The 25,563-nt window shown below is 72.7% G+C and carries 27 protein-coding genes; 20 read left to right on the forward strand and 7 right to left on the reverse strand.

The window, feature by feature from the left end; genetic code table 11:
• Positions 1-4: 4 nt before the first annotated feature.
• From IE290_RS34595 to IE290_RS34665, 15 genes are all read left to right on the forward strand, one after another.
• Positions 5-502, forward strand: a complete 498-nt coding sequence (locus IE290_RS34595) for a pyridoxamine 5'-phosphate oxidase family protein (protein ID WP_191248943.1) — start codon at positions 5-7, stop codon at positions 500-502.
• A 1-nt stretch (position 503) separates the two neighbouring features.
• Complete coding sequence (locus tag IE290_RS34600; protein ID WP_191248944.1) at positions 504-1,151, forward strand: alpha/beta fold hydrolase; 648 nt, start codon at positions 504-506, stop codon at positions 1,149-1,151.
• 161 nt (positions 1,152-1,312) lie between these two features.
• Entirely contained in the window at positions 1,313-2,629 is a 1,317-nt protein-coding gene (locus tag IE290_RS34605) for an Rv2578c family radical SAM protein (RefSeq protein ID WP_229874884.1), read from the forward strand.
• Between the two features lie 396 nt (positions 2,630-3,025).
• Positions 3,026-4,795 (forward strand): aspartate--tRNA ligase, encoded by a 1,770-nt coding sequence (aspS, locus tag IE290_RS34610; RefSeq protein ID WP_191248945.1) that lies wholly within the window; start codon positions 3,026-3,028, stop codon positions 4,793-4,795.
• Positions 4,796-4,800: 5 nt separating this feature from the next.
• Positions 4,801-5,754, forward strand: a complete 954-nt coding sequence (locus IE290_RS34615; RefSeq protein ID WP_191248946.1) for a DUF389 domain-containing protein — start codon at positions 4,801-4,803, stop codon at positions 5,752-5,754.
• A 32-nt stretch (positions 5,755-5,786) separates the two neighbouring features.
• Positions 5,787-6,983, forward strand: coding sequence for a phosphotransferase (locus IE290_RS34620; RefSeq protein WP_191248947.1), 1,197 nt, complete (start codon positions 5,787-5,789; stop codon positions 6,981-6,983).
• Positions 6,984-7,603: 620 nt separating this feature from the next.
• Positions 7,604-8,449: an SGNH/GDSL hydrolase family protein gene (locus IE290_RS34625; RefSeq protein ID WP_373300622.1), complete on the forward strand. Its 846-nt coding sequence runs from the start codon at positions 7,604-7,606 to the stop codon at positions 8,447-8,449.
• Between the two features lie 34 nt (positions 8,450-8,483).
• Positions 8,484-9,848: a replication-associated recombination protein A gene (locus IE290_RS34630; RefSeq protein WP_191248948.1), complete on the forward strand. Its 1,365-nt coding sequence runs from the start codon at positions 8,484-8,486 to the stop codon at positions 9,846-9,848.
• A gap of 141 nt (positions 9,849-9,989) precedes the next feature.
• Positions 9,990-10,388, forward strand: coding sequence for a DUF948 domain-containing protein (locus tag IE290_RS34635; RefSeq protein WP_191248949.1), 399 nt, complete (start codon positions 9,990-9,992; stop codon positions 10,386-10,388).
• Positions 10,385-10,684 (forward strand): hypothetical protein, encoded by a 300-nt coding sequence (locus tag IE290_RS34640; protein WP_094008022.1) that lies wholly within the window; start codon positions 10,385-10,387, stop codon positions 10,682-10,684. Before IE290_RS34635 ends, IE290_RS34640 begins: the two co-directional genes overlap by 4 nt.
• Positions 10,685-10,767: 83 nt before the next feature.
• Positions 10,768-13,428, forward strand: a complete 2,661-nt coding sequence (gene alaS, locus IE290_RS34645) for an alanine--tRNA ligase (protein ID WP_191248950.1) — start codon at positions 10,768-10,770, stop codon at positions 13,426-13,428.
• Positions 13,425-13,916, forward strand: coding sequence for a Holliday junction resolvase RuvX (gene ruvX / locus IE290_RS34650; RefSeq protein ID WP_094008024.1), 492 nt, complete (start codon positions 13,425-13,427; stop codon positions 13,914-13,916). Before alaS ends, ruvX begins: the two co-directional genes overlap by 4 nt.
• A 116-nt stretch (positions 13,917-14,032) precedes the next feature.
• Complete coding sequence (gene mltG / locus IE290_RS34655) at positions 14,033-15,493, forward strand: endolytic transglycosylase MltG (RefSeq protein WP_268246445.1); 1,461 nt, start codon at positions 14,033-14,035, stop codon at positions 15,491-15,493.
• 13 nt (positions 15,494-15,506) lie between these two features.
• The gene (locus tag IE290_RS34660; protein WP_229874895.1) at positions 15,507-16,322 is read left to right on the forward strand and encodes a shikimate dehydrogenase; all 816 of its coding nucleotides are present in this window, start codon (positions 15,507-15,509) and stop codon (positions 16,320-16,322) included.
• A gap of 10 nt (positions 16,323-16,332) precedes the next feature.
• Entirely contained in the window at positions 16,333-17,274 is a 942-nt protein-coding gene (locus IE290_RS34665) for a D-2-hydroxyacid dehydrogenase family protein (RefSeq protein ID WP_191248952.1), read from the forward strand.
• Positions 17,275-17,313: 39 nt separating this feature from the next.
• Here IE290_RS34665 and IE290_RS34670 read toward each other — a convergent pair whose 3' ends face one another.
• From IE290_RS34670 to IE290_RS34695, 6 genes are all read right to left on the reverse strand, one after another.
• Entirely contained in the window at positions 17,314-18,135 is an 822-nt protein-coding gene (locus IE290_RS34670) for a S1 family peptidase (protein ID WP_191248953.1), read from the reverse strand.
• A 2-nt stretch (positions 18,136-18,137) separates the two neighbouring features.
• Positions 18,138-18,833 carry a S1 family peptidase gene (locus tag IE290_RS34675; RefSeq protein ID WP_191248954.1) on the reverse strand — a complete coding sequence of 232 codons (696 nt, stop codon included), beginning with the start codon at positions 18,831-18,833 and terminating at the stop codon, positions 18,138-18,140.
• Between the two features lie 202 nt (positions 18,834-19,035).
• Complete coding sequence (locus IE290_RS34680) at positions 19,036-19,854, reverse strand: serine hydrolase domain-containing protein (protein ID WP_191248955.1); 819 nt, start codon at positions 19,852-19,854, stop codon at positions 19,036-19,038.
• A 51-nt stretch (positions 19,855-19,905) separates the two neighbouring features.
• Positions 19,906-20,172 carry an HPr family phosphocarrier protein gene (locus tag IE290_RS34685; protein WP_094008030.1) on the reverse strand — a complete coding sequence of 89 codons (267 nt, stop codon included), beginning with the start codon at positions 20,170-20,172 and terminating at the stop codon, positions 19,906-19,908.
• A gap of 13 nt (positions 20,173-20,185) precedes the next feature.
• Positions 20,186-21,376, reverse strand: coding sequence for a PTS transporter subunit EIIC (locus IE290_RS34690; protein ID WP_191248981.1), 1,191 nt, complete (start codon positions 21,374-21,376; stop codon positions 20,186-20,188).
• Positions 21,377-21,417: 41 nt separating this feature from the next.
• Positions 21,418-22,185, reverse strand: coding sequence for a GntR family transcriptional regulator (locus IE290_RS34695; RefSeq protein WP_191248956.1), 768 nt, complete (start codon positions 22,183-22,185; stop codon positions 21,418-21,420).
• A 91-nt stretch (positions 22,186-22,276) separates the two neighbouring features.
• Between IE290_RS34695 and IE290_RS34700 the strand changes: the two genes are divergently transcribed.
• A complete protein-coding gene (locus IE290_RS34700; RefSeq protein ID WP_268246446.1) occupies positions 22,277-22,585 on the forward strand; it encodes a PTS sugar transporter subunit IIB in 309 nt (102 codons plus the stop codon).
• Positions 22,582-23,034 (forward strand): PTS sugar transporter subunit IIA, encoded by a 453-nt coding sequence (locus IE290_RS34705; RefSeq protein ID WP_191248957.1) that lies wholly within the window; start codon positions 22,582-22,584, stop codon positions 23,032-23,034. The genes IE290_RS34700 and IE290_RS34705 overlap by 4 nt, the downstream gene beginning before the upstream one ends.
• On the opposite strand, the gene IE290_RS34710 is transcribed toward IE290_RS34705, so the two are convergent.
• Positions 23,031-23,471, reverse strand: coding sequence for a Rieske (2Fe-2S) protein (locus IE290_RS34710; RefSeq protein WP_191248958.1), 441 nt, complete (start codon positions 23,469-23,471; stop codon positions 23,031-23,033). The two genes, IE290_RS34705 and IE290_RS34710, sit on opposite strands and share 4 nt — an antisense overlap.
• A gap of 115 nt (positions 23,472-23,586) precedes the next feature.
• Here IE290_RS34710 and IE290_RS34715 point away from each other — a divergent pair, with 115 nt between their 5' ends.
• The 3 genes from IE290_RS34715 to IE290_RS34725 are packed head-to-tail and all read left to right on the forward strand — an operon-like array spanning position 23,587 to position 25,111.
• Positions 23,587-23,976, forward strand: a complete 390-nt coding sequence (locus IE290_RS34715) for a hypothetical protein (RefSeq protein ID WP_191248959.1) — start codon at positions 23,587-23,589, stop codon at positions 23,974-23,976.
• Positions 23,973-24,485 carry a sigma-70 family RNA polymerase sigma factor gene (locus IE290_RS34720; protein WP_191248960.1) on the forward strand — a complete coding sequence of 171 codons (513 nt, stop codon included), beginning with the start codon at positions 23,973-23,975 and terminating at the stop codon, positions 24,483-24,485. Before IE290_RS34715 ends, IE290_RS34720 begins: the two co-directional genes overlap by 4 nt.
• Positions 24,482-25,111 carry an anti-sigma factor family protein gene (locus IE290_RS34725; RefSeq protein ID WP_191248961.1) on the forward strand — a complete coding sequence of 210 codons (630 nt, stop codon included), beginning with the start codon at positions 24,482-24,484 and terminating at the stop codon, positions 25,109-25,111. The genes IE290_RS34720 and IE290_RS34725 overlap by 4 nt, the downstream gene beginning before the upstream one ends.
• Positions 25,112-25,563 lie beyond the last annotated feature (452 nt).

The raw sequence follows: 25,563 nt of genomic DNA on the forward strand, positions 1-25,563 counted from the left end.
GAGCATGACGACCACGCTCCCGCAGGGAGACCTCAAGCTCCTCGGCACCGATCTGGCTCAGCGGATGCTCGCCTCGACCGAGCTGGCCCGCCTCGCCTACGTCGCCCGGGACGGCACGCCCCGCGTGCTGCCGATGCTATTCCACAGGACCGGCGAGGAGGTGGTGATGGCGACGTTCGCCGGCACCGCCAAACTCGCCGCGCTCCGGGCCCGTCCCGCCGTCGCTATCACCATCGACCGGGCCGGCCCGCCGCCGGAGGTGCTGCTCGTTCGCGGCAACGCCGTGGTGACCGAGGTCGACGGCGTGCTGCCCGAATACGCCGCCGCCCAGCGCCGCTACTACGGGCCCGAGCAGGGCGAAGCGGCCGTCGCTGACGCGGATCGGCCCGGCGTGCGGATGGCGCGGATCGCGGTCCGGCCGGAGTGGGTGGGCACCTTCGACTTCCAGGAGCGGTTCCCCGGCGGCGGGACCGCCGAGGACTTCGCCCGGCGGGGGCGATGACATGGCCACCTTCGTGCTCGTCCCCGGCGCCGGCGGCCAGGCCTGGTACTGGCACCGGCTCGTCCCGGAACTGATGCGCCGCGGTCACGAGGCGATCGCCGTTGACCTGCCGGCCGAGGACGATTCCGCCGGGCTGGCCGAGTACACCGACGTGGTCGTGCGGGCGATCGGCGACCGGGAGGACGTCGTCCTGGTCGCCCAGTCGATGGGCGGCTTCACCGCTCCGCTCGTCTGCGAACGCGTGCCGGTGTCGCTCCTGGTGCTGCTCAACGCGATGGTCCCGGCGCCGGGCGAAACGGGCGGCGAGTGGTGGGCGAACACCGGCTACGACCAGGCCCACCCGGAGGAGATGGACAGCGAGCGCGACTTCCTGCACGACCTGCCGCCGGACGTGAAGGCCGAAGCCCTCCGGCAGGGTGAGCCGCGGCAGTCCGGGACGCCGTTCACCACCCCGTGGCCGCTGGCGAAGTGGCCGGACGTGCCGACCCGGTTCGTCCAGGGCCGCGACGACCGGTTCTTCCCGCTGGAGTTCCAGCGCCGCGTGGTGCGGGAGCGGCTGGGCCTGGAGCTGGACGAGATCCCGGGCGGGCACCTGGCCGCGCTGAGCCGCCCCCGTGAGCTGGCCGACCTCCTGGTCTCCTGGTGTTGACAGCGCTTCGAACGCGTGTTCGACTGAGTGTGTGAGGTGGGAGAGTCAACGCGCCGGCCGTGACGCGCAACCGGCCCTGCTGGGACTGGACGGCCTCGTCCGGACCGTGACGCCTGCCGGAGTTCCAGGGCGTCACGTTCCACGAGGTCCACGCCCGCTCGGTGCTGAACAAGGTGCCGGGCGAGTCGATGGTCCCGTTCGGCTGGACCGTCAACCCGTACCGGGGCTGCAGCCACGCCTGCACCTACTGCCTGGCCGGGGACACCCCGATCCTGATGGCCGACGGGCGCACCAGACCGCTGGCAGACCTGCGCGTCGGCGACGAGATCCAGGGCACCGAGCCGCGCGGCGAGGACCGCCACCTGGTGCGCACCACGGTGCTGGCCCACTGGGCCACCGTGAAGCCGGCCCACCGGCTGACCCTGCGGAACGGGACGACCCTCGTCGCCAGTGGCGACCACCGGTTCCTCACGGCGAAGGGCTGGCGCCACGTCACCGGCGACGACCGGCCGCACCTGGCGCCCGGCGACACGCTGGTGGGCCCCGCCGGTGCGGTGGCCGAGCAGGACGCCGCTCTGGACGTGGTCGCGATCGAGCCGCTGGGCCGGGCCGAAACCCTGTTCGACATCACCACGGGCACCGGCGACTTCATCGCCGCCGGGGTCGTCAGCCACAACTGCTTCGCCCGCAACACGCACACCTACCTCGACTTCGACGCCGGCCGCGACTTCGACACCCAGGTCGTGGTGAAGGTGAACGCGCCCGAGGTGCTGGCCGCCCAGCTGCGGCGGCCGAGCTGGAACCGCGAGCACGTCGCGATGGGCACCAACACCGACCCTTACCAGCGGGCCGAGGGCCGCTACCGGCTGATGCCCGGCATCATCCGCGCGCTCGCCGACTCCGGCACGCCGTTCTCGATCCTCACCAAGGGCACCGTCCTCACCCGGGACCTGCCGCTGCTCACCTCGGTGTCCGGGCAGGTGGACGTCGGCATGGCGGTGTCGATCGCGCTGCTCGACCGCGGCCTGCAGCGCAGTCTGGAGCCAGGCACCCCGAGCCCGCGTGCCCGGCTGGACCTGGTCCGCCGCATCGCCGACGCCGGCCTGCCCTGCCACGTCATGGTCGCGCCGGTGCTGCCCGGCCTCACCGACACCGAGGAGGCGCTGGAGCCGCTGTTCGCCGAGATCGCCGCCGCCGGGGCCGCCCGTGCCACCGTGCTGGCGCTGCACCTGCGGCCCGGCGCGCGCGAGTGGTTCGCCCGCTGGCTCGGCGCGCACCGGCCGGACCTGGTGGAGCGCTACCGGGAGATCTACGGCCACGGCAGCTACGCGATGCCCGCTTACCGGAGGGCGCTGTCCGCCCGGGTCGCGCCCTTGCTGAGGCGCCACGGCCTCAACCGCCGCGAGGAGTCCCACCGGACGCCGTCCCCGCGCGCCCCGGAGCGCCCGCCGCAGGGGGAGCAGCTGAGCCTGCTCTAGCCGGCCGTGCGGCCTGGGGTCGCGCTTCGCCGGTGGGATGAGGCCCCGCGGTGCCGCCCGGCGGCGCTCCCAGCGCGGCTGCCGGGCGAGCAGCTGAGCCTGCTGTAGCCGGCCGCGGGGCCCGGGGCCGCGTTTCGCCGGTGGCATGAGGACCTGCGGCGTCGCCGCCTTGCCGACCCAGCGCAGCCGCCGGCGCACCCGCAGCCGCCCCTGCCATAACCCGGCCGCACCCCCACCGGCGGTCACCAGCCCGCCGCGGCGCCCCCGCACCCCCTCGCGCGAACGCCCGGCCATAACCTGGTGGACTCGCCCACCGGGGCGTTCGTTAGCCTCATACGGGCAGGAAAATCCCTGCTGACGCCACGAGCTGAACGCCTCGCAAGGAGAACAACCGCAGTGCTTCGCACCCACGACGCCGGCACCCTGCGTGCCGAGCACGCCGGCCAGATCGTCACGCTCACCGGGTGGGTCGCCCGGCGGCGCGATCACGGCGGGGTGATCTTCATCGATCTGCGGGACGCGAGCGGTGTCGCCCAGGTGGTGTTCCGCGAGGGCGAGATGGCCGAGCGCGCCCACCAGCTGCGCTCCGAATTCTGCGTCAAGGTCACCGGCGAGGTCGCGCGGCGCCCCGCGGGCAACGAGAACCCGGACATCCCCACCGGCGCGATCGAGGTGCTCGCCACCGAGCTGGAGGTGCTGTCCGAAGCCGCGGTGCTGCCGTTCCCGATCGACGACCGCGTCGACGTCGGCGAGGAGGTGCGGCTCAAGTACCGCTACCTGGACCTGCGCCGCAGCGGCCCGGCCCGCGCCATCCGCCTGCGCAGCGAGGTCAGCCGCGCCGCCCGCGAGGTGTTGCACGGCCAGGGCTTCGTCGAGGTCGAGACCCCGACGATGACCCGCTCCACCCCGGAGGGCGCCCGCGACTTCCTGGTGCCGGCCCGCCTCCGCCCGGGCTCCTGGTACGCGCTGCCGCAGTCGCCCCAGCTGTTCAAGCAGCTGCTCATGGTCGGCGGCCTGGAGCGCTACTACCAGATCGCCCGCTGCTACCGCGACGAGGACTTCCGCGCCGACCGGCAGCCGGAGTTCACCCAGCTCGACATCGAGATGAGCTTCGTCGACCAGGACGACGTGATCGCCGTCGGCGAGGCGGTCGTGTCGGCGCTGTGGAAGCTGATCGGCCACGACATCCCGCGCCCGATCACCCGCATGACCTACGCCGACGCGATGGCCAAGTACGGCACCGACAAGCCGGACCTGCGTTTCGGGCTCGAGCTGACCGACCTGACCGAGTACTTCGCCGACACCCCGTTCCGCGTCTTCCAGGCGCCCTACGTCGGCGCGGTCGTCATGCCCGGCGGCGGGAACCAGCCGCGCCGCCAGCTCGACGCGTGGCAGGAGTGGGCCAAGCAGCGCGGCGCGAAGGGCCTGGCCTACGTGCTCATCGGGGAGGACGGCACCCTGTCCGGCCCGGTCGCCAAGAACATCTCCGAATCCGAGCGCGAGGGCCTGGCCGAGGCCGTCGGCGCCAAGCCCGGTGACTGCGTCTTCTTCGCCGCGAACAAGCCCAAGGAGGCCCGCGCCCTGCTCGGCGCGGCCCGCGTGGAGATCGGCCACCGCCTCGGCCTGATCGACCCCGACGAGTGGTCCTTCGTGTGGGTGGTGGACGCCCCGCTGTTCGAGCCGGCCGACGAGACCGACGACGTCGCCGTCGGTTCCGGCAAGTGGACCGCGGTCCACCACGCCTTCACCTCGCCGACCCCGGAGTGGATCGACAAGTTCGAGTCCGACCCGGGCAACGCCCTGGCCTACGCCTACGACTTGGTCTGCAACGGCAACGAGATCGGCGGCGGCTCGATCCGTATCCACCGCGCCGACGTGCAGAAGCGCGTCTTCGAAGTGATGGGCCTGTCCGAGGCCGAGGCGCAGGAGAAGTTCGGCTTCCTGCTCGACGCGTTCTCCTTCGGCGCCCCGCCGCACGGCGGCATCGCGTTCGGCTGGGACCGCATCGTGATGCTGCTGGCCAAGGCCGAGTCCCTGCGGGACGTCATCGCGTTCCCGAAGACCGGCGGCGGCTACGACCCGCTGACCGGTGCCCCGGCGCCGATCACCGCCCAGCAGCGCCGCGAGGCGGGGGTCGACGCGAAGCCGCCGGCGCCCAAGGGCTGACCGCGGTGCTGCACCTGCGGGTCGTCAGCCCGCCGGAGGACACCGAGCGCGCGCTGGCGGTGCTGCGGGACCAGCCGGGCACGGCGCACCTGATCGTGCACACCGGTGCCGCCGTGTCCCCGGCCGGTGACCTCATCGAGGCCGACGTGGCGCGCGAGGCCGCCGACGACGTGGTCGAGGCGTTGTGCGAGCTGGGGCTGGACCACAGCGGCGCGATCACCCTCGAAGCGCTCGACACGGCGCTGTCCGATTCGGCCGACCGCGCGGAGGAAAACGCGCCAGGCGAGGGTGCGGACGCGGTCGTCTGGCAGGAGCTGCTGAACCGCACCGGCGAGGAGTCGCGGCTCAACGCCACGTTCCTGACGTTCCTGACGATCGCGTGCCTGCTGGCCTCGGTCGGCATCGTGACCGATTCGCCGGTCACGATCGTCGGCGCGATGGTGGTGGGGCCGGAGTTCGGGCCGCTCGCCGCGATCGCGGTGGGGCTCGTGCTGCGCCGCGGGGACCTCATCCGCCGCGCGCTGCTGGCGCTCGGGCTCGGGTTCCCGCTCGCGATGCTGGTGACCGCCGGGGTCACGGTGCTGAGCTGGGCCGTCGGGCTGCTCGACGTGAGCAGCTTCCGCGAAGCCCACGAGGTGGACTTCGTCTACGAGGTCGGGTGGTACTCGCTGATCGTCGCGCTGCTCGCCGGGGCGGCCGGGATGCTGTCGATGACGTCGGCGAAATCGGCCGCGCTGGTCGGTGTGTTCATTTCGGTCACCACGGTCCCCGCGGCCGGGTACGCGGTGGTCGCGGCGGTCGTGGGGGAGTGGGTCAAGGCGGCCTACTCGTTCGGTCAGCTGGCGGTGAACCTGGTCGGGATCGTTGCGGCGGCGGCCGTCGTTTTGCTGCTGCGGCGGCGAAACCGGGACCGCGTCACCGTGCGGCCGTTGCCGGAAGTGGAAAAATCGTTGTGGTGAGCGACGTTCGCCCGCTAGTAGGGTCGAAGGCGATGACGGTGGACACTTCCCCAGGCACGGAGGACGACCAGGACCCGGCTGTGGCGGCTGTTCCGGTGAGCGGAACGGAGACCGTGGACGCGGCCGTCCAGGCGGCGGAAACCGTGCTCACGCGGCGCTTCGGCAGCCCGATCGGGCTGGTGGAGCCGGAGGCGCTGCCCGGGAGCGGACCGGCGACGGTGGTCCGCGCCCGCATCGCCGCGTCCCCGTTCGGGCTGCCGCGGACGCTGGTGATCAAGCACTACCCGGAGGCGCCGCCGCGCGGGGTCGCCGACCCGTTCGCGCAGGAGGCGGTCAGCTACCAGCTGTTCACCGCGCTGCCGGCCGAGGACCGGATGTGCCCGGAACTGCTCGCCCACGACGGGCCGCTGCGCGTGATCGTGATCGACGACCTCGGCCGCGCGCCCACCCTGTGGGACAAGCTGCGCGGGCAGGACGCGCGGCTGGCCGAGCGGGCGTTGTTGTCGTGGGCGCGGTCGCTGGGCCGGCTGCACGCGACAACCGCGGGTCGTGAGGCCGACTTCGAGGCGCTGCTGCGGCGGCTGGGCGGGTTCGTGCCGGACGAGGACACCACGCCGGCGGTGGCGTGCGCGCGGCTGCCGACGCTGCTCGAGGAGGCGGTCGGGGTCGCCACGCCGGACGACGTGCGGGCCTACGCGGAGAACGTGTGCGAGGGCTCGGCGTCGTCGCCGTACCGCGCGTTCAGCCCGGTGGACCTGAGCCCGGACAACAACCTGGTGACCAGCGGCGGCGTGCACTTCCTGGACTTCGAGCGCGGCCTGGTCCGCAACGCCCTGGTGGACGCCGCGCACCTGCGCGTCCCGTTCGCCACCTGCGACGACGCGCGGGCGCTGCCGAGCGGCATGAGCGAGGCGATGATCGCGGCGTGGAAGGCGGAGGTGTCCGGGGTCTGGCCGGCGCTCGCGGACAACGACGTGCTGTCGGCGCAGCTGCTGGACCACCAGATGCTGCTCGTGTGGGTGACCACGTGGGCCGACCTGGGCGGCGTGGCCGCGGAGATCTCACCCGGCCGCGTGGCGGCGCTGGTGAGCTGGTGGAAGGACCTGGGAACCTACGCCGAGCGTGGCGGCCGGGACGAGGTCGCCGAGCACGCCCGGGCGGTCGCGAAGGCGCTGGACACGCGCTTCGGGCCCGGGCTGGAGCTGCCGCTGTACCCGGCTTTCCGCTGAGGCTGCGGGGTTCTCGGGATAGCGGGAGCCGGTTGCCGCCCGTGTGCGGGGGGTACGGGCGGCCCGTTCGTGCGAGTGCGAGTGGCGCACTCGCACGGCCGTGAGTGGGCCTTTCGTGCGGAGTGGCCGTTTCGTGCGGCCGCGAGTGGCGCAGGTCGTGGGGCCGCGGCTGGCGCTTTCGTGCGGGGGCGACAGGCCGACTCGCGTGGGGACCAGTGGCCGGCTCGTGCACCTGCGAGTGGCCCATTCGCGCGGCCGTGACTGGCCCTTTCGTGCGGGTGCGGGTGGCCCTCTCGTGCGGATGCGAGTGGGTAGCTCGTACGGCGGCGAGTGGTCCGCTCGTACTGCGGCGAGTGGTCCGCTCGTGTGGCCGCGAGTGTGCCCGTTCGTGCGGGTGCGGCTGGCCGTGATGCGACTGGCCCTCTCGTGCGCCCGCGACTGGCCCCTTCCGTGCGCCAACGACCGGCCCCGCCGCATGACCGGGCACGTCACACCCACGCCAGCACCCCCACCCACCCACACCCCCCAAACCCAGACGTTCGCTGAGCCGTCCGGGGCGTGTTACCCGCCGATCACGTGGTGGGCGGGTCCGTGCCTGATGGTCTTCAGACGTGACTGCGGTGCGTGAAGAATTCACCCAGACCCCTGACCCGCTTCCCCGCCGTGCGGTCCGCCTGGCCGTGCTCGGCGACTCGACCGCCGTGGGGCTCGGCGACCCCGTGCCCGGCGGCTCCTGGCGCGGCGTCGGCCCGCTGGTCGCCGACGCGCTGGGCATCCCGCCCGCCGGGTACCTCAACACCGCCTTCACCGGGGCCCGCATGCGCTGCGTGCGCACCGACCAGCTGCCGGCGGCCCTGCACCACCGGCCCGACGTCGCGATCCTGATCGTCGGCATGAACGACACCCTCCGGTCCGACTTCGACCCCCTCGGCCTGGCCCGCGACCTCGAACACGTGATCACCGCCCTGCACGGCGTCGGCGCCACCGTCGTCACCATGCGCTTCCACGACCACAGCCGCGTCTTCCGGCTCCCCGGCCCGCTGCGCCGCGCCCTCACCGCCCGCATCGGCGAGCTGAACGACGTCATCGAACTGATCACCCGCCGCCACGGCGCCACCTGCCTCGACCTGGGCTCCCTGCCCGGCGCGTACGACCTCGCCGCCTGGAGCGTCGACCGGCTGCACCCCTCCGAACTCGGCCACCGCCTCCTGGCACGCGGCGTGACCGAACTCCTCGCCGACGCCGGGATCTCCGTCCCCTCGCCGGTGAGCCTCGTCTGCTCCGGCGGCGTCGCGCCCCGCACCGTCGACCACGTCGGCTGGCTCGTCGTCAAGGGCATCCCCTGGCTGTGGCGCCGCGGCCGCGACCTGCTGCCCTACGCCGCCGCCATCGTGGCCCGGTCGGCGCTCGACTCCTGGCGCGCTCGCCGCGTCGAGCCCCTGGAACTGGAACCGGCGGAGCAGTGACGGTTTCGTCGGGGGTCCGCATTACGGTGGAGGCGTGCAGGACGAACTCTTCACGGTGAACCCGGACCTGGAGCCGCCGCCGGAGCGCGTGACGCAGCCCCAGACGGCCCCGGTCCCGCCGGGTTCGCCCCTCGCCGTCCGGATGCGGCCGCGCTCGCTCGACGAGGTGGTCGGGCAGCAGCACCTCCTCGGCGAAGGCGCCCCGCTGCGCCGCCTCGTCGAGGGCGCCGCCCCGGCCTCGGTGCTCCTCTACGGCCCGCCCGGCACCGGCAAGACCACCCTCGCCAACCTGGTCTCCACCGCCACCGGCCGCCGCTTCGTCGCCCTGTCCGCGCTCTCCGCCGGCGTCAAGGAGGTCCGCGGCGTCATCGAGGAAGCCCGGCGCCGCCGCCAGTACAACGCCGAGAACACCGTCCTGTTCATCGACGAGGTGCACCGGTTCTCCAAGACCCAGCAGGACGCCCTGCTCGGCGCGGTCGAGGACCGCACGGTCCTCCTCGTCGCCGCCACCACCGAGAACCCGTCGTTCTCCGTCGTCTCCCCGCTGCTGTCCCGCTCGCTGGTGCTGCAGCTCAAACCCCTCACCGACGACGACGTGCGCCTGCTCATCCGCCGCGCGCTGGCCGACGAGCGCGGCCTGGACGGCGAGCTGGAACTCACCCGGGAGGCCGAGGACCACCTCGTCCGGCTGGCCTCCGGCGACGCCCGCCGCGCGCTGACCGCACTGGAAGCCGCCGCCGACGCCGCCGCGGCCACCGAGCACAAGACCATCGACCTGCCGATCGTCGAGTCCACCGTGGACAAGGCCGCGGTGCGCTACGACCGCGACGGCGACCAGCACTACGACGTCATCAGCGCGTTCATCAAGTCCATCCGCGGGTCCGACGTGGACGCCGCGCTGCACTACCTGGCCCGCATGATCGAGGCGGGGGAGGACCCGCGGTTCCTCGCCCGCCGCCTCGTCGTGCACGCCAGCGAAGACATCGGCATGGCCGACCCGACCGCGCTGCAGACCGCGGTCGCCGCCGCGCACGCCGTCCAGTTCATCGGCATGCCCGAGGGCAGGCTCGCGCTGGCCCAGGCCACCATCCACCTCGCCACCGCGCCCAAGTCGAACGCCGTCGTCATGGGCATCGACGCCGCACTGGCCGACGTGCGCGCCGGCCGCCTGGGCACGGTGCCCCCGCACCTGCGCGACGGCCACTACGCGGGCGCGGCCAAGCTCGGCAACGCCCAGGGCTACCGCTACCCGCACGACGTGCCCGAAGGCGTGGTCGCGCAGCAGTACCCGCCGGACGAGGTGGTCGGCGTGGACTACTACCACCCCACCCAGCGCGGCGCCGAACGCACGCTGTCCGAACGCGTCCCCCGGCTGCGCCGCTCGGTGCGCGGCGGCTGACCCGGAGCGAAACCTGGCGAAGTCGATCTCGCCGGGACCCGCGCGTCCGGACCGCTTGAGCCCGGAGGGCCCGTCCAGCCACCGGCGGCGACGCACGGTAACCTGACCGGCATTCACGCCGCTAGAACCCGAGGAGGGCCCGTGTCGGCAGGGCAGATCGCCGCGTTGATCGCCGCAGGAGCGTTCGTCCTGCTGGTGCTGCTGCTGGCGATCCCGTTGCTCAAGCTCGGTCGCACGCTCGACGAGGCGACGATCGCCATCCGCAAGGCGCACGAGAACTCGGACCCGATCCTGCTCGGCGCCAACGAGACGATCACGCACGTCAACACCCAGCTCGAGCGCGTCGACGGGATCACCGCCAACGCCCAGGCCGTGAGCGGCAACGTCTCCGCGCTGTCGTCGGTCTTCACCGCGACCCTCGGCGGCCCGCTGGTCAAGACGGCCGCCCTGTCCTACGGCCTGAGCAAGGCCATCCGCTCGCGCCGCAAGAGCAAGGAGCTCGCCGAGGGCAAGCACAGCCGGAAGCGGGGCCGCAAGTGAAGCGCCTGTTCTGGCTCGGCGTCGGCGTCGTGACCGGCGTCGCACTGACCCGCAAGGCAGGTCAAACCGCTCGTCAAGCGTCGCCGGCGGGGTTAGCCTCGAACCTGGGTGACGCCGTGTCCGAGCTGGCCGGCGCCATCGGATCGTTCGGCGCCGACGTGCGCGCCGGGATGAGCGAGCGGGAACAGGAGCTGCGTCACATGGTGGAGGACCGGTCCGGGGTGAGCACCCCGCGCGCCTCCGAAGGACGGCACGCGGCCCGGCGCCCGGCGCGAGCTCGCCGGGCGGAGGGCTGACGCGGCCCAGCCGCCGCGCCCTCCGCCGACGCCGCAGCCCCTGACATCCGCGGCGCCCGCCGCTTCCCCACGAGGACTGACCAGTGGAAACACACGAGATCAACAAGCGCTTCCTGGCGCACTTCCAGGGCAAGGACCACACCCCGGTGCCGAGCGCGTCGCTGATCCTGGACGACCCGACGCTGCTGTTCGTCAACGCCGGCATGGTCCAGTTCAAGCCGTACTTCCTGGGCGAGGTGCCGCCGCCGTACCCGCGCGCGACCAGCATCCAGAAGTGCGTGCGCACCGGCGACATCGACGAGGTCGGCAAGACCACCCGGCACAACACGTTCTTCCAGATGGCCGGGAACTTCTCCTTCGGCGACTACTTCAAGGAAGGCGCCATCGCCAACGCCTGGGAGCTGATCACCAAATCCCAGGACGACGGCGGCTTCGGCTTCGACCCGGACCGCATCTGGGTCACCGTCTACGAGAACGACTCCGAGGCCGCGGGACTGTGGCAGAAGATCGCCGGCATCCCGTCCGAGCGCATCCAGGCGCGCGACGGCCGCGACAACTACTGGGACATGGGCGTGCCCGGCCCCGGCGGCCCGTGCTCGGAGATCTACTACGACCGCGGCCCCGAGTTCGGCCGCGACGGCGGCCCGGTCGTCGACGAGGACCGGTACCTGGAGATCTGGAACCTCGTCTTCATGCAGGACGTGCGGGGTGAGCAGAGCCCCAAGTACGGCCACCCGCCGATCGGCGAGCTGCCGAAGAAGAACATCGACACCGGCATGGGCGTCGAGCGCGTCGCCTACCTGCTGCAGGGCGTGGAGAACGTCTACGAGACCGACCTGGTGCGCCCGGTGATCGCGCGCGCCGAGGAGTTCTCCGGCCGCCGCTACGGCGCCAGCCACACCGACGACGTGCGCTTCCGCGTCATCGCCGACCACGCCCGCTCCGGCGTGATGCTGATCGGCGACGGCGTGACCCCGGGCAACGAGGCACGTGGCTACGTGCTGCGCCGCCTGCTGCGCCGCATCGTGCGCTCGGTGCGCCTGCTCGGCGTGCACGAGCCGGTGCTGCCCGAGTTCGCCGCGGTGGTGCGGGACGCGATGGCGCCGTCCTACCCGGAGATCGCGCGCGACTTCGACCGGATCAGCGAGGTCATGCGGGTCGAGGAGGAGGCGTTCCTGCAGACCCTGACCAGCGGGTCGCGGATCTTCGACCTCGCCGCGGAGGAGACGAAGAAGGCCGGCGGCAACGTGCTGGCCGGTGACCGCGCGTTCCAGCTGCACGACACCTACGGCTTCCCGATCGACCTGACCCTCGAGATGGCCGCCGAGCAGGGGCTGTCGGTGGACGAGGACGGCTTCCGCACGCTGATGGAGGAGCAGCGCCAGCGCGCGAAGGCCGACGCGGCGGCCCGCAAGAAGGGCCACGGCGACCTGTCGGTCTACCGCGAGCTGCTGGAGCGGCACGGCGAGACCGACTTCCTCGGCTACACCGACCTGCAGGCCAGCGCCAAGGTCATCGGCCTGCTCAAGGACGGCCAGGGCGTGCCGGTCGTGCGCGAGGGCGACAAGGCCGAGCTGATCCTCGACCGCACCCCGTTCTACGCCGAAAGCGGTGGCCAGGTCGCCGACACCGGTGTCCTGCTGGGCTCCGGCGGCGAGGCCAAGGTCGTCGACGTGCAGAAGATCGTGCCCGGCCTGTGGGTGCACCGCGTCGAGGTGATCGCGGGCGAGATCGGCCTGGACACCGAGGTGACCGGGTCGGTCGACCAGACCCGGCGCGGCTCGATCGCGCGGTCGCACTCGGCCACCCACCTGGTGCACGCCGCGGTCCGCGGTGCCTACGGCCGCCGCGCCGCGCAGGCCGGTTCGCTGAACTCGCCGGGCCGCATGCGGTTCGACTTCACCACCCCCGGCCCGGTCTCCACCGACGTGCTGACCGAGGTCGAGGAGGAGGTCAACGACTACCTCCAGAACGACGTCGAGGTGCAGGCCTACACCACGACCAAGGACAAGGCGCTGGAGCTGGGCGCGATCGCGTTGTTCGGCGAGAAGTACGGCGACAACGTCCGCGTCGTGGACATGGGCGAGTACTCGCGCGAGCTGTGCGGTGGCACCCACGTGGGCCGCATCGGCGAGCTCGGCCTGGTCAAGCTCGTGTCCGACTCGTCGATCGGCTCCGGCGTGCACCGCGTCGAGGCGCTGGTCGGTACCGACGCGCTCAAGCACGTGCGCAAGGAGCAGCTGCTGGTCTCGCAACTGGCGAACACCTTCAAGGTGCCCAGCGACCAGCTGCCCTCCCGCATCGAGGACGTCCTGTCCCGCCTGCGCAACGCGGAGAAGGAGATCGCCCAGCTGCGCACCCAGCAGGTGCTCGGCTCGGCCGGATCGCTCGCCGACAAGGCGAGCGACGTCCAGGGCGTCTCGCTGGTGGCGGAGAAGCTCGACGGCGACGTCGACGCGGGCGCCCTGCGTTCGCTGGCCCAGGAGGTCCGCAACCGGCTCGGCTCGCGTCCCGGCGTGGTCGCGTTGTTCGCGCCGCAGGGCGAGAAGCTCAGCTTCGTCGTGGCGACCACGGCCGCGGCCCGCGACAAGGGCTTCGCCGCGGGCAAGCTGGTGCCTGCCTTCGCCGAGGCGGTCGGCGGCCGCGGCGGCGGCAAGCCGGACCTCGCGCAGGGCGGCGGCAGCAACCCGGCGGGCATCGAGCAGGCCATCACGGCGCTGCGTGGCGCGGTCGCGGCAGGGTGACCGCGCGGAAACCGGACCGCCCCGGGGAGCACGATCCCGGGGCCGGCCGGCGGCTCGGCGTCGATGTCGGATCCGTCCGGGTCGGTGTGGCGCTCAGCGATCCCTCGCCCGTCCTCGCCAGCCCGCTGGTTACCCTGTCGCGTGATGCGAACAGCGACAGCGATCTCGAGCAGCTTGCCGCACTGGTGGCCGAACACGAGGTGGTGGAGGTGATCGTGGGACTGCCCCGCACGCTTGCCGACCGCCACGGGCCGGCCGCGGAGATCGCCGCCGGCTACGCCGACGCCCTCGCCGGGCGGATCGCGCCGGTTCCGGTGCGGCTCGCCGACGAGCGCCTCACCACGGTCAGCGCGTCCCGCATGCTGTCCCAGCGCGGCGTGAAGGGCCGCAAGCAGCGCGCGGTGGTCGACCAGGCCGCCGCCGTGGAGATCCTGCAGGGCTGGCTCGACGCCCGGGCCGCCCACCGGGCACGGGCGGGTGAGGCGTGAGCGAGCAGCCCCCGCACCCCGGCTCCCCACACCAGGGCTCCCCACGTCCCGGTCCGCCGCGGCGCCGTCCGCCCGTGCCCCCGCCGCCGGTCCCGCCGCGCGGCGGGGACCGGGCGATGCCGGCCCGCCGTCCCGGCGCGCCGCGTCACGCGCGCCCCGAGACGCCCCAGCCACCGCCGCCCGCGCCGCCGCAGGCACCGCCCCCGGTGGCGCCGCGCCGCCCGCCGGCACGCCGTCCCGCGCCGGCCGACCACGGTCTCGACCTGTTCGACGAGCGGCCACCGCCGCCGCGCCCCCGCCGGCCGCGCCAGCCGCCGCCGGACGAGTCGCCGACCGAGATCATCCACCTCGAGGACGACTACGACTACGACGAGTACGACGATTACCCGGAGAACGCCGACGAGGAGCGCGCCGAGCCGGAGTACATCGAGCCGCCCGACGACAGCGAACCGGTCGAGACGCGGCAGCGGCGCAAGCCGGTGCGCTGGCTGGTCGCGCTCGTCGTGCTCGCCCTCATCGGCGGCGGGGCCTGGTACGGCATCGACGCCGTCTTCGGCTACGACGACTACGAGGGCGGCGGCGAGTCCGACGTCCTGATCGAGATCAACGCCGGCGACTCGACCGGCGCGATCGGGCAGGAACTGGCCGGCGCCGGGGTCGTGGCGAGCGCGAAGGCGTTCGTGAAGGCCAGCGAGGACAACTCGAAGGTGCTGAGCCTGCAGCCCGGCTACTACGTCGTGAAGACGAAGATGTCCGGCGCCGCGGCGGTGGCGAAGCTGACCCAGGACGGCTCGCGCGTCGGCGTGCTGCAGGTGCGCGCCGGGACCCAGCTGGACGACATCACCCAGCCCGACGGCACTGTCACGCCGGGCGTGTTCTCGCTGCTGTCCAAGGCCTCGTGCGCGCAGCTGAACGGCCGGAGCACGTGCATCCCGGTCGAGCAGTTGCGGGACACCGCGGCCAAGGCCGACCTGAAGGCGCTGGGCGCGCCGGACTGGGCGGTGCCGGTGATCTCCGGATCCACCGACGCCCGCCGCATCGAGGGCCTGGTCGCGCCCGGGGTGTACGACGTGAAGCCCGGCTGGTCGGCCGAGGAGCTGCTCGGCTACGTGCTGAAGACCTCGGCCACCCGGATCCAGACCGCCGGGCTCAGCGGGACGTCGCAGTTCCAGGGCCGCACGCCGTACGAGACGCTGATCGTCGCCTCGCTCATCGAGCGGGAGGGCGTCAAGCAGGACTTCGAGAACATCGGGCAGGTCATCTACAACCGGCTCGCGCAGAACATGCGGCTGCAGCTGGACTCGACGGTGAACTACCTGCTGGACAAACCGGTCGTGACGACCACCGACGACGACCGCAACCGGCCCGGCCCGTACAACACGTACAAGATCCCGGGGCTGCCGCCGACGCCGATCTCCTCGCCCAGCCCGGAGGCCATCGAGGCGGCGGCCAACCCCACCCAGGGCACCTACGTGTACTTCGTCAAGTGCGAGAAGAACGGCCTGTCCTGCTTCGCCTCGGACCTGCCCGAGCACGAGCAGAACAAGACGCTGGCGAGGCAGCGCGGTGCCTACTGAGCGCAGGGCCGCGGTGCTGGGCAAGCCGGTGGCGCACTCGCTGTCGCCGGTGCTGCACAGCGCGGCGTACGCGGCGCTGGGCCTGGACGGGTGGACCTACGACCGCGTCGAGATGGACGCCGAGGGGCTGCCCGGGTTCGTGCGCGGCCTCGGCCCGGAGTGGGCGGGCCTGTCGGTGACCATGCCGGGCAAGCGGGCCGCGCTGGACTTCGCGAGCGAGGCCACCCCACGGGCGGTGGCGGCCGGCGCGGCCAACACGCTGGTGCGGACCGCGGACGGGTGGCTGGCCGACTGCACCGACGTCGACGGCGTCGCCGGGGCACTGCGGTGCGCGGGCGGCTTCACCGGCGGGGACACCGGCCTGATCCTGGGTGCGGGCGGCACGGCCGCCGCGACCGTGGTGGCGTTCGCGGCGCTGGGCATCCGGCGTGCGGTGCTCGTGGTGCGCGATCCGGCGCGGGCGCGGGAGACCGTCGAGGCGGCCGGCCGGGCCGGCCTCGAGGCCGACGTGCGCGTGTGGGCCTCGGCGGACTTCGGCAAGCTCGCCGCCGACTGCGCGGTGCTGGTGAGCACGGTCCCGCCCGCCGCGGTCGCGGAGCACGTGGCCGAGCTGGCCGCGGCGCCGTGCGTGCTGGACGTGATTTACCACCCGTGGCCCACGCCGCTGGCCGAGGCGGCCGCCGGCCGCGTCGCCACCGGACTGGACATGCTGCTGCACCAGGCGTTCGGGCAGGTCGAGCACTTCACCGGACGGCCGGCCCCGCGCGAGGCGATGCGCGACGCCCTCCGGGAGGCGACGGGCGGCATCCTGCCGCTGCCGCTGGACTAGCGTGGTCGCCATGAAGATCGTGGTGCTGGACGACTATCAGGACATCGCGCGGAGCCTCGCGGACTGGGATTCGCTGGGCGCCGAGGTCGAGGTGATCACCACCTACCTCGGTGACCACGACGAGCTGGTGCGGCGGCTGGCCGGCGCCGAGGTCGTCGTCGCGATGCGGGAGCGCACGCGGTTCACCGCCGAGCTGCTGGAGCGGCTGCCCGACCTGAAGCTGCTGGTCAGCACCGGCCGCCGGAACGCGGCCATCGATCTCAAGGCCACCGAGCGGCTGGGCATCACGGTCTGCGGCACCGGCTACCTGCCGCACCCCACGGCCGAGCACACCTGGGCGCTCATCCTCGCCGCGCACCGCCACCTGGAGACCGAGCTGGCCGCCATGCGGGACGGCGCCTGGCAGTCCACTGTGGGCACCGGCCTGCACGGCAAGACGCTCGGCCTGCTCGGGCTCGGCAACCTCGGCCAGCGGGTGGCGAAGATCGGCCAGGCCTTCGGCATGGAAACCATCGCCTGGAGCCAGAACCTGACCGCCGAGCGGGCCGCCGAGCACGACGTGACGGCGGTGTCCAAAGAGGACCTGTTCGCCCGCGCGGACGTCCTGTCGGTGCACCTGGTGCTGTCCAAGCGCACCCGCGGTCTGGTCGGGGCGGCCGAGCTGGCCGCGATGAAGCCGGGCGCGCTGCTGGTCAACACCTCGCGCGGCCCGATCGTCGACGAGCAGGCGCTGCTGGACGCGCTGCGGGCGCGCCGCATCCACGCCGCGCTGGACGTCTACGACATCGAGCCGCTGCCGGCCGACCACCCGCTGCGCGCGATGCGCAACGCCACGCTGACCCCGCACCTGGGCTACGTGACGCGCGAGGTGTACGAGATCTTCTACCGCGACGCGGTCGAGGACATCGCCGCCTGGCGGGACGGCAACCCGGTCCGGGTCATGACGCTGTGACGGGGCGCCTCCCCGCGCGGGGAGGCGCCCCTGGCCGGCTCAGCGCACGATCGTGCCGCTGGAGCTGATCCGGTTGCTGATGTTGGCGGAGAAGGACTGCACCTCGGCGTAGACACCGGGGTAGTCCGGCCGGGCGCAGCCTTCGCCCCAGCTCACGATCCCGACCTCGACCCACTCGCCGGCCGCGTTCTTCTTGACCATCGGGCCGCCCGAGTCGCCCTGACAGGTGTCCGTGCCGCCCTCCGGGTAGCCGGCGCACAACTCGTAGGCCGGCTGCAGTTCGCTGCCGTAGGACTGCTGGCAGGTGGAGTCGCTGACGTAGGGCACGGTCGCGTACTTGAGGTAGCGCGACTGGCCGCCGCCCTCGACGGTGGCGCCCCAGCCCATGATGGTGAAGGTGCCGCTGTTGAGGGAGGTGTCGCCGGGCGCGGCGAACTTCAGCGTGGGCGCGGACGGGGCGGAGGCCAGTTCGACCAGCGCCCAGTCCTGCGCGCCGGTGCTGGCGTAGGCCGGGCTGCGGTAGACGTAGGTGGACTTGATCGACTGGCCGCCGCTGCTCTGCAGGTCCACCTTGCCGATCGTGGCGGTGATGCTGGAGTTGGTGCCGGTCCGGGACACGCAGTGCGCCGCGGTCAGCACGACCCGCGGTGCGACGAGCGCGCCGCCGCAGCCCATGGACAGCCGCACCATCCACGGGAACTGGCCCTGGGTGGCGTTGGTGCCGCCGACGACGAACGGGGTGACCGTGTCCCCGGCCGGCTGCGCGGCCTGAGCCGGCGTCAGCGCCGCGGCGAGCGCGGTGGCGAAAGCGGTGGTCGCGAGAATGGCGCCGCGGATTGTGTCGCGCAGTGATTTCCGCATTTTCAGACCCCCGCCGTCTGGCTGATCCAAGTGCGGTTCGCGGCCACGCTGCCGTAGATTTGCGAAGAACTGCCGTCGGCCATCGAAGCCACCCCGACCTGAACGCCATTGACCATTTGGGGGCCGCCGGAATCGCCCTTCCAGGCCACGCCGCTCACGCCGGTGGAGCAGATCGCGCGGCCGCCGTAGGCGTCGGTGCAGCTGCCGCCGATGCGGGTGTTGCGCACGGTCGCGGTCTTGAGCTGCTCGGAGGCGGAGCCGTTGTAGCTGGTGCGGCCCCAGCCGTAGATGGAGTTGGTGCTGCCGACCGCCGGGTCCGCGCTGGCCAGCCGGGCGTAGGTGGTGCTGACCGACGTGCCGAGCTGGAGCAGGGCGAAGTCGGTGCTGGGGTTGGCGACCTGACGCGTCACGGTCGCGGTGACGCCGCCGGAGGAGCGGTACACGCTGCCGACGCGCACGGTCATGCCCGAGCCGAGGCAGTGCTTGGCGGTGAGCACCCACCGCGACGCGATGATGGTGCCCGAGCAGTTGAACTGGCCGCCCACGAACACGGCCGCCGCCCACGGCGCGCTCGACACGGTGCTGCCCCCGATGATGAACGGTTCGACGGCCGGTCCCGCGGCGAATGCCGGAGTGGCGCCGCCCGCGGCGATACCCGCCGCGGCGAGAATGGTGGAAATCCACCGGAAAATGCGCATGACGACTAAACCTCCGCAGGGGTGAGGTATTCGCGCCCGACGATGTGCGCGACAGCGCCGAAGCTAGCGCGAGAAGAACCCGACGAAAGTCGTCAATTCGGATCGGGTGGCGGGGAATGACCCGGATGGCCTACGACCAGTGGCCGGGTTTCCAGCACCACCGCGGAGCGGCCGACTCGCCGCCGGTGGCCCTGCCCGAGCGTCAGGCGGCGCGCAGTTCGGCGAGCACGGCGTCGGTGAAGGGCGGCCACGCCTCGATCGCCCACGGGCCGAAGTCCAGGTCCGTCAGCACGACGCACGCGGCGGCCGCGTCCGGGTCCACCCACAGGAACGTGCCGGACTGCCCGAAGTGCCCGAACGTCCGCGGCGAGCTGTCCGCTCCGGTCCAGTGTGGACTCTTCGAGTCGCGGATCTCGAAGCCCAGTCCCCAGTCGTTGGGCTTCTGGTGGCCGAGCCCGGGCAGCACGCCGTTCAGGCCGGGGAACGCGACGGTGGTCGCCGCGCGCAGCGTGGCCGGGTCGAGCAGCTTGGGCGCCTGCAACTCGGCCGCGAACCGCACCAGGTCGTCCACCGAAGACACCCCGCCCGCACCGGGGGAGCCCTCCAGCCGCGTCGAGGTCATGCCGAGCGGCGCGAGCACGGCCTCCGACAGGTACTCGGCGAACGGGATGCCCGAGTGCTCGGCCAGGGCGTCGCCGAGGACCTGGAAGCCGGCGTTGGAGTACATGCGCCGCGTGCCGGGCTGGGCCATCACGCGGTCGGAGTCGAACCCGAGGCCCGCGGTGTGCGCGAGCAGGTGCCGGATCGTCGAACCCTCCGGCCCGGCGGGCGTGTCCAGCTCGACCACGCCCTCCTCCACGCCGATCAGCGCCGCGTACGCGGTGAGCAGCTTGGTCACCGAGGCCAGCCGGAACGTGCGCGCGGTGTCGCCGTGGCTGCCCGCCACCGTTCCGTCCGCCCGCACCACGGCCGCCGCCGCGTGCGGGGCAGGCCACTGATCGATCCGCTCCAGGCTCCGCATACCGCAAGCCTAAACGGCGGCTGTCCCGCGCCGGGGACAGCCGCCGTCGAGTCAGGCGTCGAGGTCGCTGGCGACCAGTTCGGCGACCGCGTCCACCGCGGCCTCCGCCCCGTCGCCCTCGGCGGCGATGACCACCTCGTCACCGTGGCCCGCGGCCAGCGTCATCAGGCTGAGCAGGCTCCCGGCCGGCACCGGGTCGGCGCCGTCCTTGGCGATCGTCACCGGCACCGCCTGCGCGGCCGCCGTCTTCGCGACCAGGGCGGCGGGGCGGGCGTGCAGGCCCACCTTGCTGGCGACCGTCACACGTCGTTGCGGCATGTTCTCCCTTTCCTCACTTGCTGGGCGTGCTCGCGTCGGCCGCGGGCTGTTCGGCGTCGTCCTCCCGGCCCGGCGTGCGCAGGTTCCACTTCGTGATCACCCACCGGAACAGGAAGTAGTAGATGGCCGCGTAGACCAGCCCGATCGGGATGAGCAGCCACGCCCGGTTCGCCGCCGGTGCCGAGGAGTTCAGCGCGAAGTCGATGAACCCGGCCGAGAACGAGAACCCGAGGTGGATGTCCAGCGCGTTGCAGATGACGTGCGACAGGCCGGTCAGCACCGCGTGGATCAGGTACAGCGGCCACGCGACGAACATGAACGCGAACTCGATCGGCTCGGTCACGCCGGTCAGGAACGAGGTGACCGCACCGGCGATCATGATGCCGCCGACCACCTTGCGCTGGCCCGGCCGCGCGGTCTGCCAGATCGCCAGCGCGGCGGCGGGCAGCGCGAACATGAAGATCGGGAAGAAGCCGGTGGTGAAGGCGCCGGCGTTGGGGTCGCCGTTGAAGAAGTTGGTGATGTCGCCGCCGTCGAAGATGAACCACACCGGCACGTTGATCAGCTGGTGCAGGCCGATCGGCAGCAGCAGCCGGTTGAGCAGACCGTAGATCCCGCCACCCACGACGGCGTTGCCGGTGACCGCGTCACCGAGCCACTGCATCGCGTTGTCCACGGCCGGGAACACCAGGCCGAACACCACGCCGATCAGCAGCAGCACCAGCGAGTTGATGATCGGCACGAACCGGCGGCCGCCGAAGAACGCCAGGTACGGCGGCAGCTTCACGCGGTGGAACCGCTGCCACAGCGCCGCGGTGACCAGGCCGACCACGATGCCGCCGAGCACGCTGTAGGGCCACTTGATCGGCTGCAGGTACCAGCCCTCCTTGAAGCCCTCCAGGTCGCTGATCGGCGCGAACACCTGCACGACCTTGTTGAACACCACGAACCCGACCACGGCGGCGACCCCGGTCGAGCCGTCGCCCTTGCGCGCGAAGCCGACGGCGATGCCGACCGCGAACAGCAGCGGCAGCCAGTCGAACAGGCCGCCACCGGCCGCGGCGAGCACGGCGGCGACCTTGTCCCAGCCGAGGCCGTCCTTGCCGAGCAGGTCGTCCTGCCCGAGCCGGCTCAGCAGGCCGGCGGCGGGCAGGGTGGCGATGGGAAGCATGAGGCTGCGGCCGAAGCGCTGCAGCCCCGCCATCCCCCTGCCTTTGCCCTTGGTTCCATCTGCGACGGTGGCGCTCACGGGTTACCTCCGTGTTCGGCGGGGACTGTGCGATCGAGTTGCATGGACACCTGGTACCGGTCGCCCCGGTACCACGAGGTCATGTCCTCCACGGGGACTCCGGACGCGCTGGAGACCCGGCGGAAGACCAGGAGCGGGTCGCCGGTGCGGATGCCGAGCAGCCGCGCGGTCTCCCGGTCCGCCGCTTCCGACCACACCGTCTGGCGGGCGTGGTCCAAGCGGAGGTCGTAGTGCTGTGCCAGTTGGGCGTACAGCGAGGAGGTCAGGTCCAGATCCGGCAGCCCGGGCACCCGGCCCGGGTGGTACCAGCCGCGCTCGACGGCCAGCGGGGTGCCGTCCGCGCGGCGGCGGCGCACCAGCCGGTAGGCCGGTTCGCGCGGGCCCAGCCCGAGCGCGCCGGCGGTCTCGGCGGGCGGGTTCTCCAGGCCGCAGTGCAGCAGCTCGGTGGCCGGCGTCAGGCCGCGGCGGCGCATGTCGTCGGTGAACGACATCAGGTAGAGCTGCAGCTCCATGCGCCGCGTCGCGGTGAAGGTGCCCTTGCCGCGGGCGCGGGTGAGCAGGCCCTCTTCGACGAGCTTGCCGATCGCCGAGCGGACCGTCAGCCGGGACACCTGGTAGCGCTCGGCCAGCTCGCGCTCGGACGGGATCGGCGACCCCGGCGGCAGCTCGCGCTCGATCGTGCGCCGCAGGATCTCCCGCAGCTGCGCGTGTTTCGGTGTCGGCCCGTCCACCACGCGGTCGGCGGTGGTCGCGGTCTGCGCCATGCCACCTCCAGGTTTCGGGTTGGTTTCCGGGGTCGCACCGGACGCCGGGAATTGGTACGTTCCGGTCTAGACCATTTCTTGATGGGGCAGAATGCTCCGCTACCCGGGCGGGTGTCAACCACCGTTACGGGTTCGTGTTCGGCAAGCAGAGAAGGAGGCCGCCGTGGCGGACGACAGGCCGGAAAAGATCCTCGCGGCACTGGGCGGCGCGGACAACGTCGTCGAGATCGAAGGCTGCATCACGCGGCTGCGGTGCGAGCTCGAGGACGGCTCGCTGGTGGACGAGGCCGCGCTCAAGGCGGCCGGCGCGCACGGCGTGATGAAGATGGGCTCGGTGGTGCAGGTCGTCGTCGGTCCCGAGGCGGACACCATCGCCAGCGACATCCAGGACCTGATGTGAGCCTGAGCGTGCAGAGCCCGGTGGCCGGCCGCGTCACCCCGATGTCCGAGGTGCCCGACCCGGTGTTCGCGCAGTCGATGGTGGGTCCCGGAGTCGCGGTGCTGCCCGCGGGCGGGCGGCAGGACGCGCTCAGCCCGGTCGACGGGACGGTGGTGACGCTGCACCCGCACGCGTTCGTCGTCGCGACCGAGGGCGGTCAGGGAGTGCTGGTGCACCTGGGCATCGACACGGTCAAGCAGAAGGGCGAGGGCTTCACGCTGCACGTCGTGAAGGGCGAGTCGGTGCGCGCCGGGCAGCCGTTGATCAGCTGGGACCCGGACGCGGTCGCCGCGGCGGGGTACTCACCGGTGGTGCCGGTGGTGGCGCTCGACGCGGACGCCGAAGCGCTGTCCGGCGTGCTCACCGGCGGCACCGTCGACGCCGGCGAGCAGCTCTTCGCCTGGGACTAGGCGGTCACCACGTTCTGACCCTCGACCTTGACCGGGATCGGGGTCAGGCCGGTCTCCGCGGGGCCCTTCTCCAGCGCGCCGGTCAGGGTGTCGAACTCCGAGCCGTGCAGCGGGCACTTGAGGACGCCGCCCTCGGGGGCCACCGTCCCGCCCTGGTGCGGGCACACGGCGCTGAAGCAGGCCGCGGTGGTGTCGGTGGGGCGGGCGAGGATGGCCGGCTCGCCGTCGACCGTGACCGACTTGGCCTGGCCGACCGGGACGTCGTTCAGCGCCGCGACGGTGGTGCCGGCCGGGGCCGGGCCGGTGTTCTGGCTGCTTCCGGACGTGCCGCTGTCGCTGCCGCCGCACGCGGCCAGGACCACGGTGCCCGCGGCGGCGCCGGCCACGGCGACCCCGGTCGTCAGGACGGTACGGCGGGTGGGTGAGTGAGCAGTCATGCTCCGTGACACGGGAGCGGGCCCCGCCCGGTTCAATCCGCCGCCGGATTGAACCCGAACGCGTTCCCGCCCGTGGTGAACGGGTGCAAGGATCGCCGGTGGAGGAGGTCGGGTCATGGTCGCGTGGCTGTTGCGGATCCTGGTGGTCCTCGGGCTGCTCGGATCGGCGTGGGTGCACTACGACTTGTGGGCCAACGAGGGCTTCGACGACATCGACGTGATCGGCCCGTTGTTCCTGGTCAACGTCGCCGCGGGAGTGGTGATCGCGCTCGCGGTGCTGTTCTGGCACCACTGGCTGCCGGTGCTGGCCGCGATCGGGTTCGGCGCCGCGACGCTGGGCGCGTACCTGATCTCGCTGACACCCGGCGGGTTGTTCGGGGTGCATGAGCGGTTCGTCACCTCGGCGGAGAGGTGGGGCGTGGTCACCGAGGCCGGGTGCGTGGTGTTCGGGGTGGCGTTGCTGGTCGCGCAGCGGGTGCGGCGGAAGCAGAGCGTGCTCGCGTGACCGACGGCGCGGAAGACCAGTTGATGCGGGCGCTGCACGACGACCACGCGGCCGCCCTCTGGTCCTACGCGCTGCGCCTGACCGGCGGTGACCGGGCTCGCGCCGAGGACGTCGTGCAGGAGACGCTGCTGCGGGCGTGGAAGCACCCGCGGGTGCTGGACCAGACGCGGGGGTCGGCACGGGCGTGGCTGTTCACGGTGGCGCGCCGCATCGCGATCGACGACTGGCGGTCGGCCGCCCACCGGTCGGAGGTGACCACCGATTCGCCGCCCGAGCTGGCCGCGCCGGACGACACCGACCGGGCGCTGCAGGGCTGGCTGGTGGCGGAAGCGTTGCAGGGGTTGTCCAAGGCGCACCGCGAGGTGCTGCTGCTGTGTTACTTCCAGGGCTTCTCGGTCGCCGACGCGGCCGCGCGGCTCGGGATTTCCGCCGGGACGGTCAAGTCCCGGACGCACTACGCGCTGCGGGCGCTGAAGCTCGCTTTGGAGGAGAAGGGGGTGACCCGGTGACCGAGCCCGACGAGTTCGTCACCTACGACGCGGCGTATGTGCTGGGCGCCCTCTCGCCGGAGGACCGCGCCGCGTACGAGGAGCACCTGCGTGAATGCGACGCGTGTTCCCGGGCGGTGGCCGAGCTGGCCGGCCTGCCCGGGCTGCTGTCGCAGGTGACGCCGGACATGGTCGAGGGGGAGCCGCCGCCGGACCGGTTGCTGCCGGCGTTGCTGCGCTCGGTGCGCCGTGTCCGGCGCCGGCGGGTGCTGACGACGTTCGGGGTGGCGGTGGCCGCCGCGGCGGCGGTGCTGGTGGCGATCTTCGTGCCCCAGCCCGATGGGGCCGGCGGAACGGCGATGACGCCCTTGGGTGCGTATCCGGTGCAGGCGACGGCCGCGGTGGCGGAGGTGTCGGGTGGCAGCCGGGTGGACATGTCGTGCAGCTACCGGGGCGCTTACCAGGGGGCGGGGTACCTGCTGGTGGCCGTCCGGGCGGACGGTTCGGAGGCCGAGCTGGCGACGTGGAACGCCTCCCCGGACCGGGACGCGCGGATCTCGGTGGGCACCGACCTGCCGCCCGAGGAGATCAAGGCGCTGGAAATCCGCACGACGAGCGGGGTGCCGCTGCTGAGGTGGCAACCCTGACTGGTGGCTGGCGGCGCGCGATGCGCAGCACCCGCCCCACTGCGACGAGCGGTACACCGCACTCCGTGCTGCCCGCAACAGCTCGCGGGCAGCGCGGATCCGGTTGCGCGTGATATCTCGGGCACGTTCGAGTCGCCGATGAGGACGTGCAGCGGCCGGTGCCACCACGGTGCGCCGTTGTGGCGCTCCGTCCGCGCGGCGCTTCCCTTTGCCGCTGCGGCCTTTCGACGCTTTCACAGGCGCGGCGTTCCCGCTGCTGGGGCTGCGCTCGTTCCAGCGCTCCACTCTTGGGGCGCTGCCTTGTGGTGGTGTGTCTCATCCGGTGCTCCACGGCCTGGTGCTTCCCTTGTGGTGCTGCGGCCTTCCTGCGGACCGCCTCTGCGGAGCTGCACTTCTGGTGCGGCGGCCTTTCGGCGTGCCGCGTCTGTGGTGTTTCGCTTGTGGTGCTGCGG

Origin of the sequence: Amycolatopsis deserti (genome assembly GCF_014653945.1) — a bacterium.
In the GTDB taxonomy this organism is placed as follows: domain Bacteria; phylum Actinomycetota; class Actinomycetes; order Mycobacteriales; family Pseudonocardiaceae; genus Amycolatopsis_E; species Amycolatopsis_E deserti.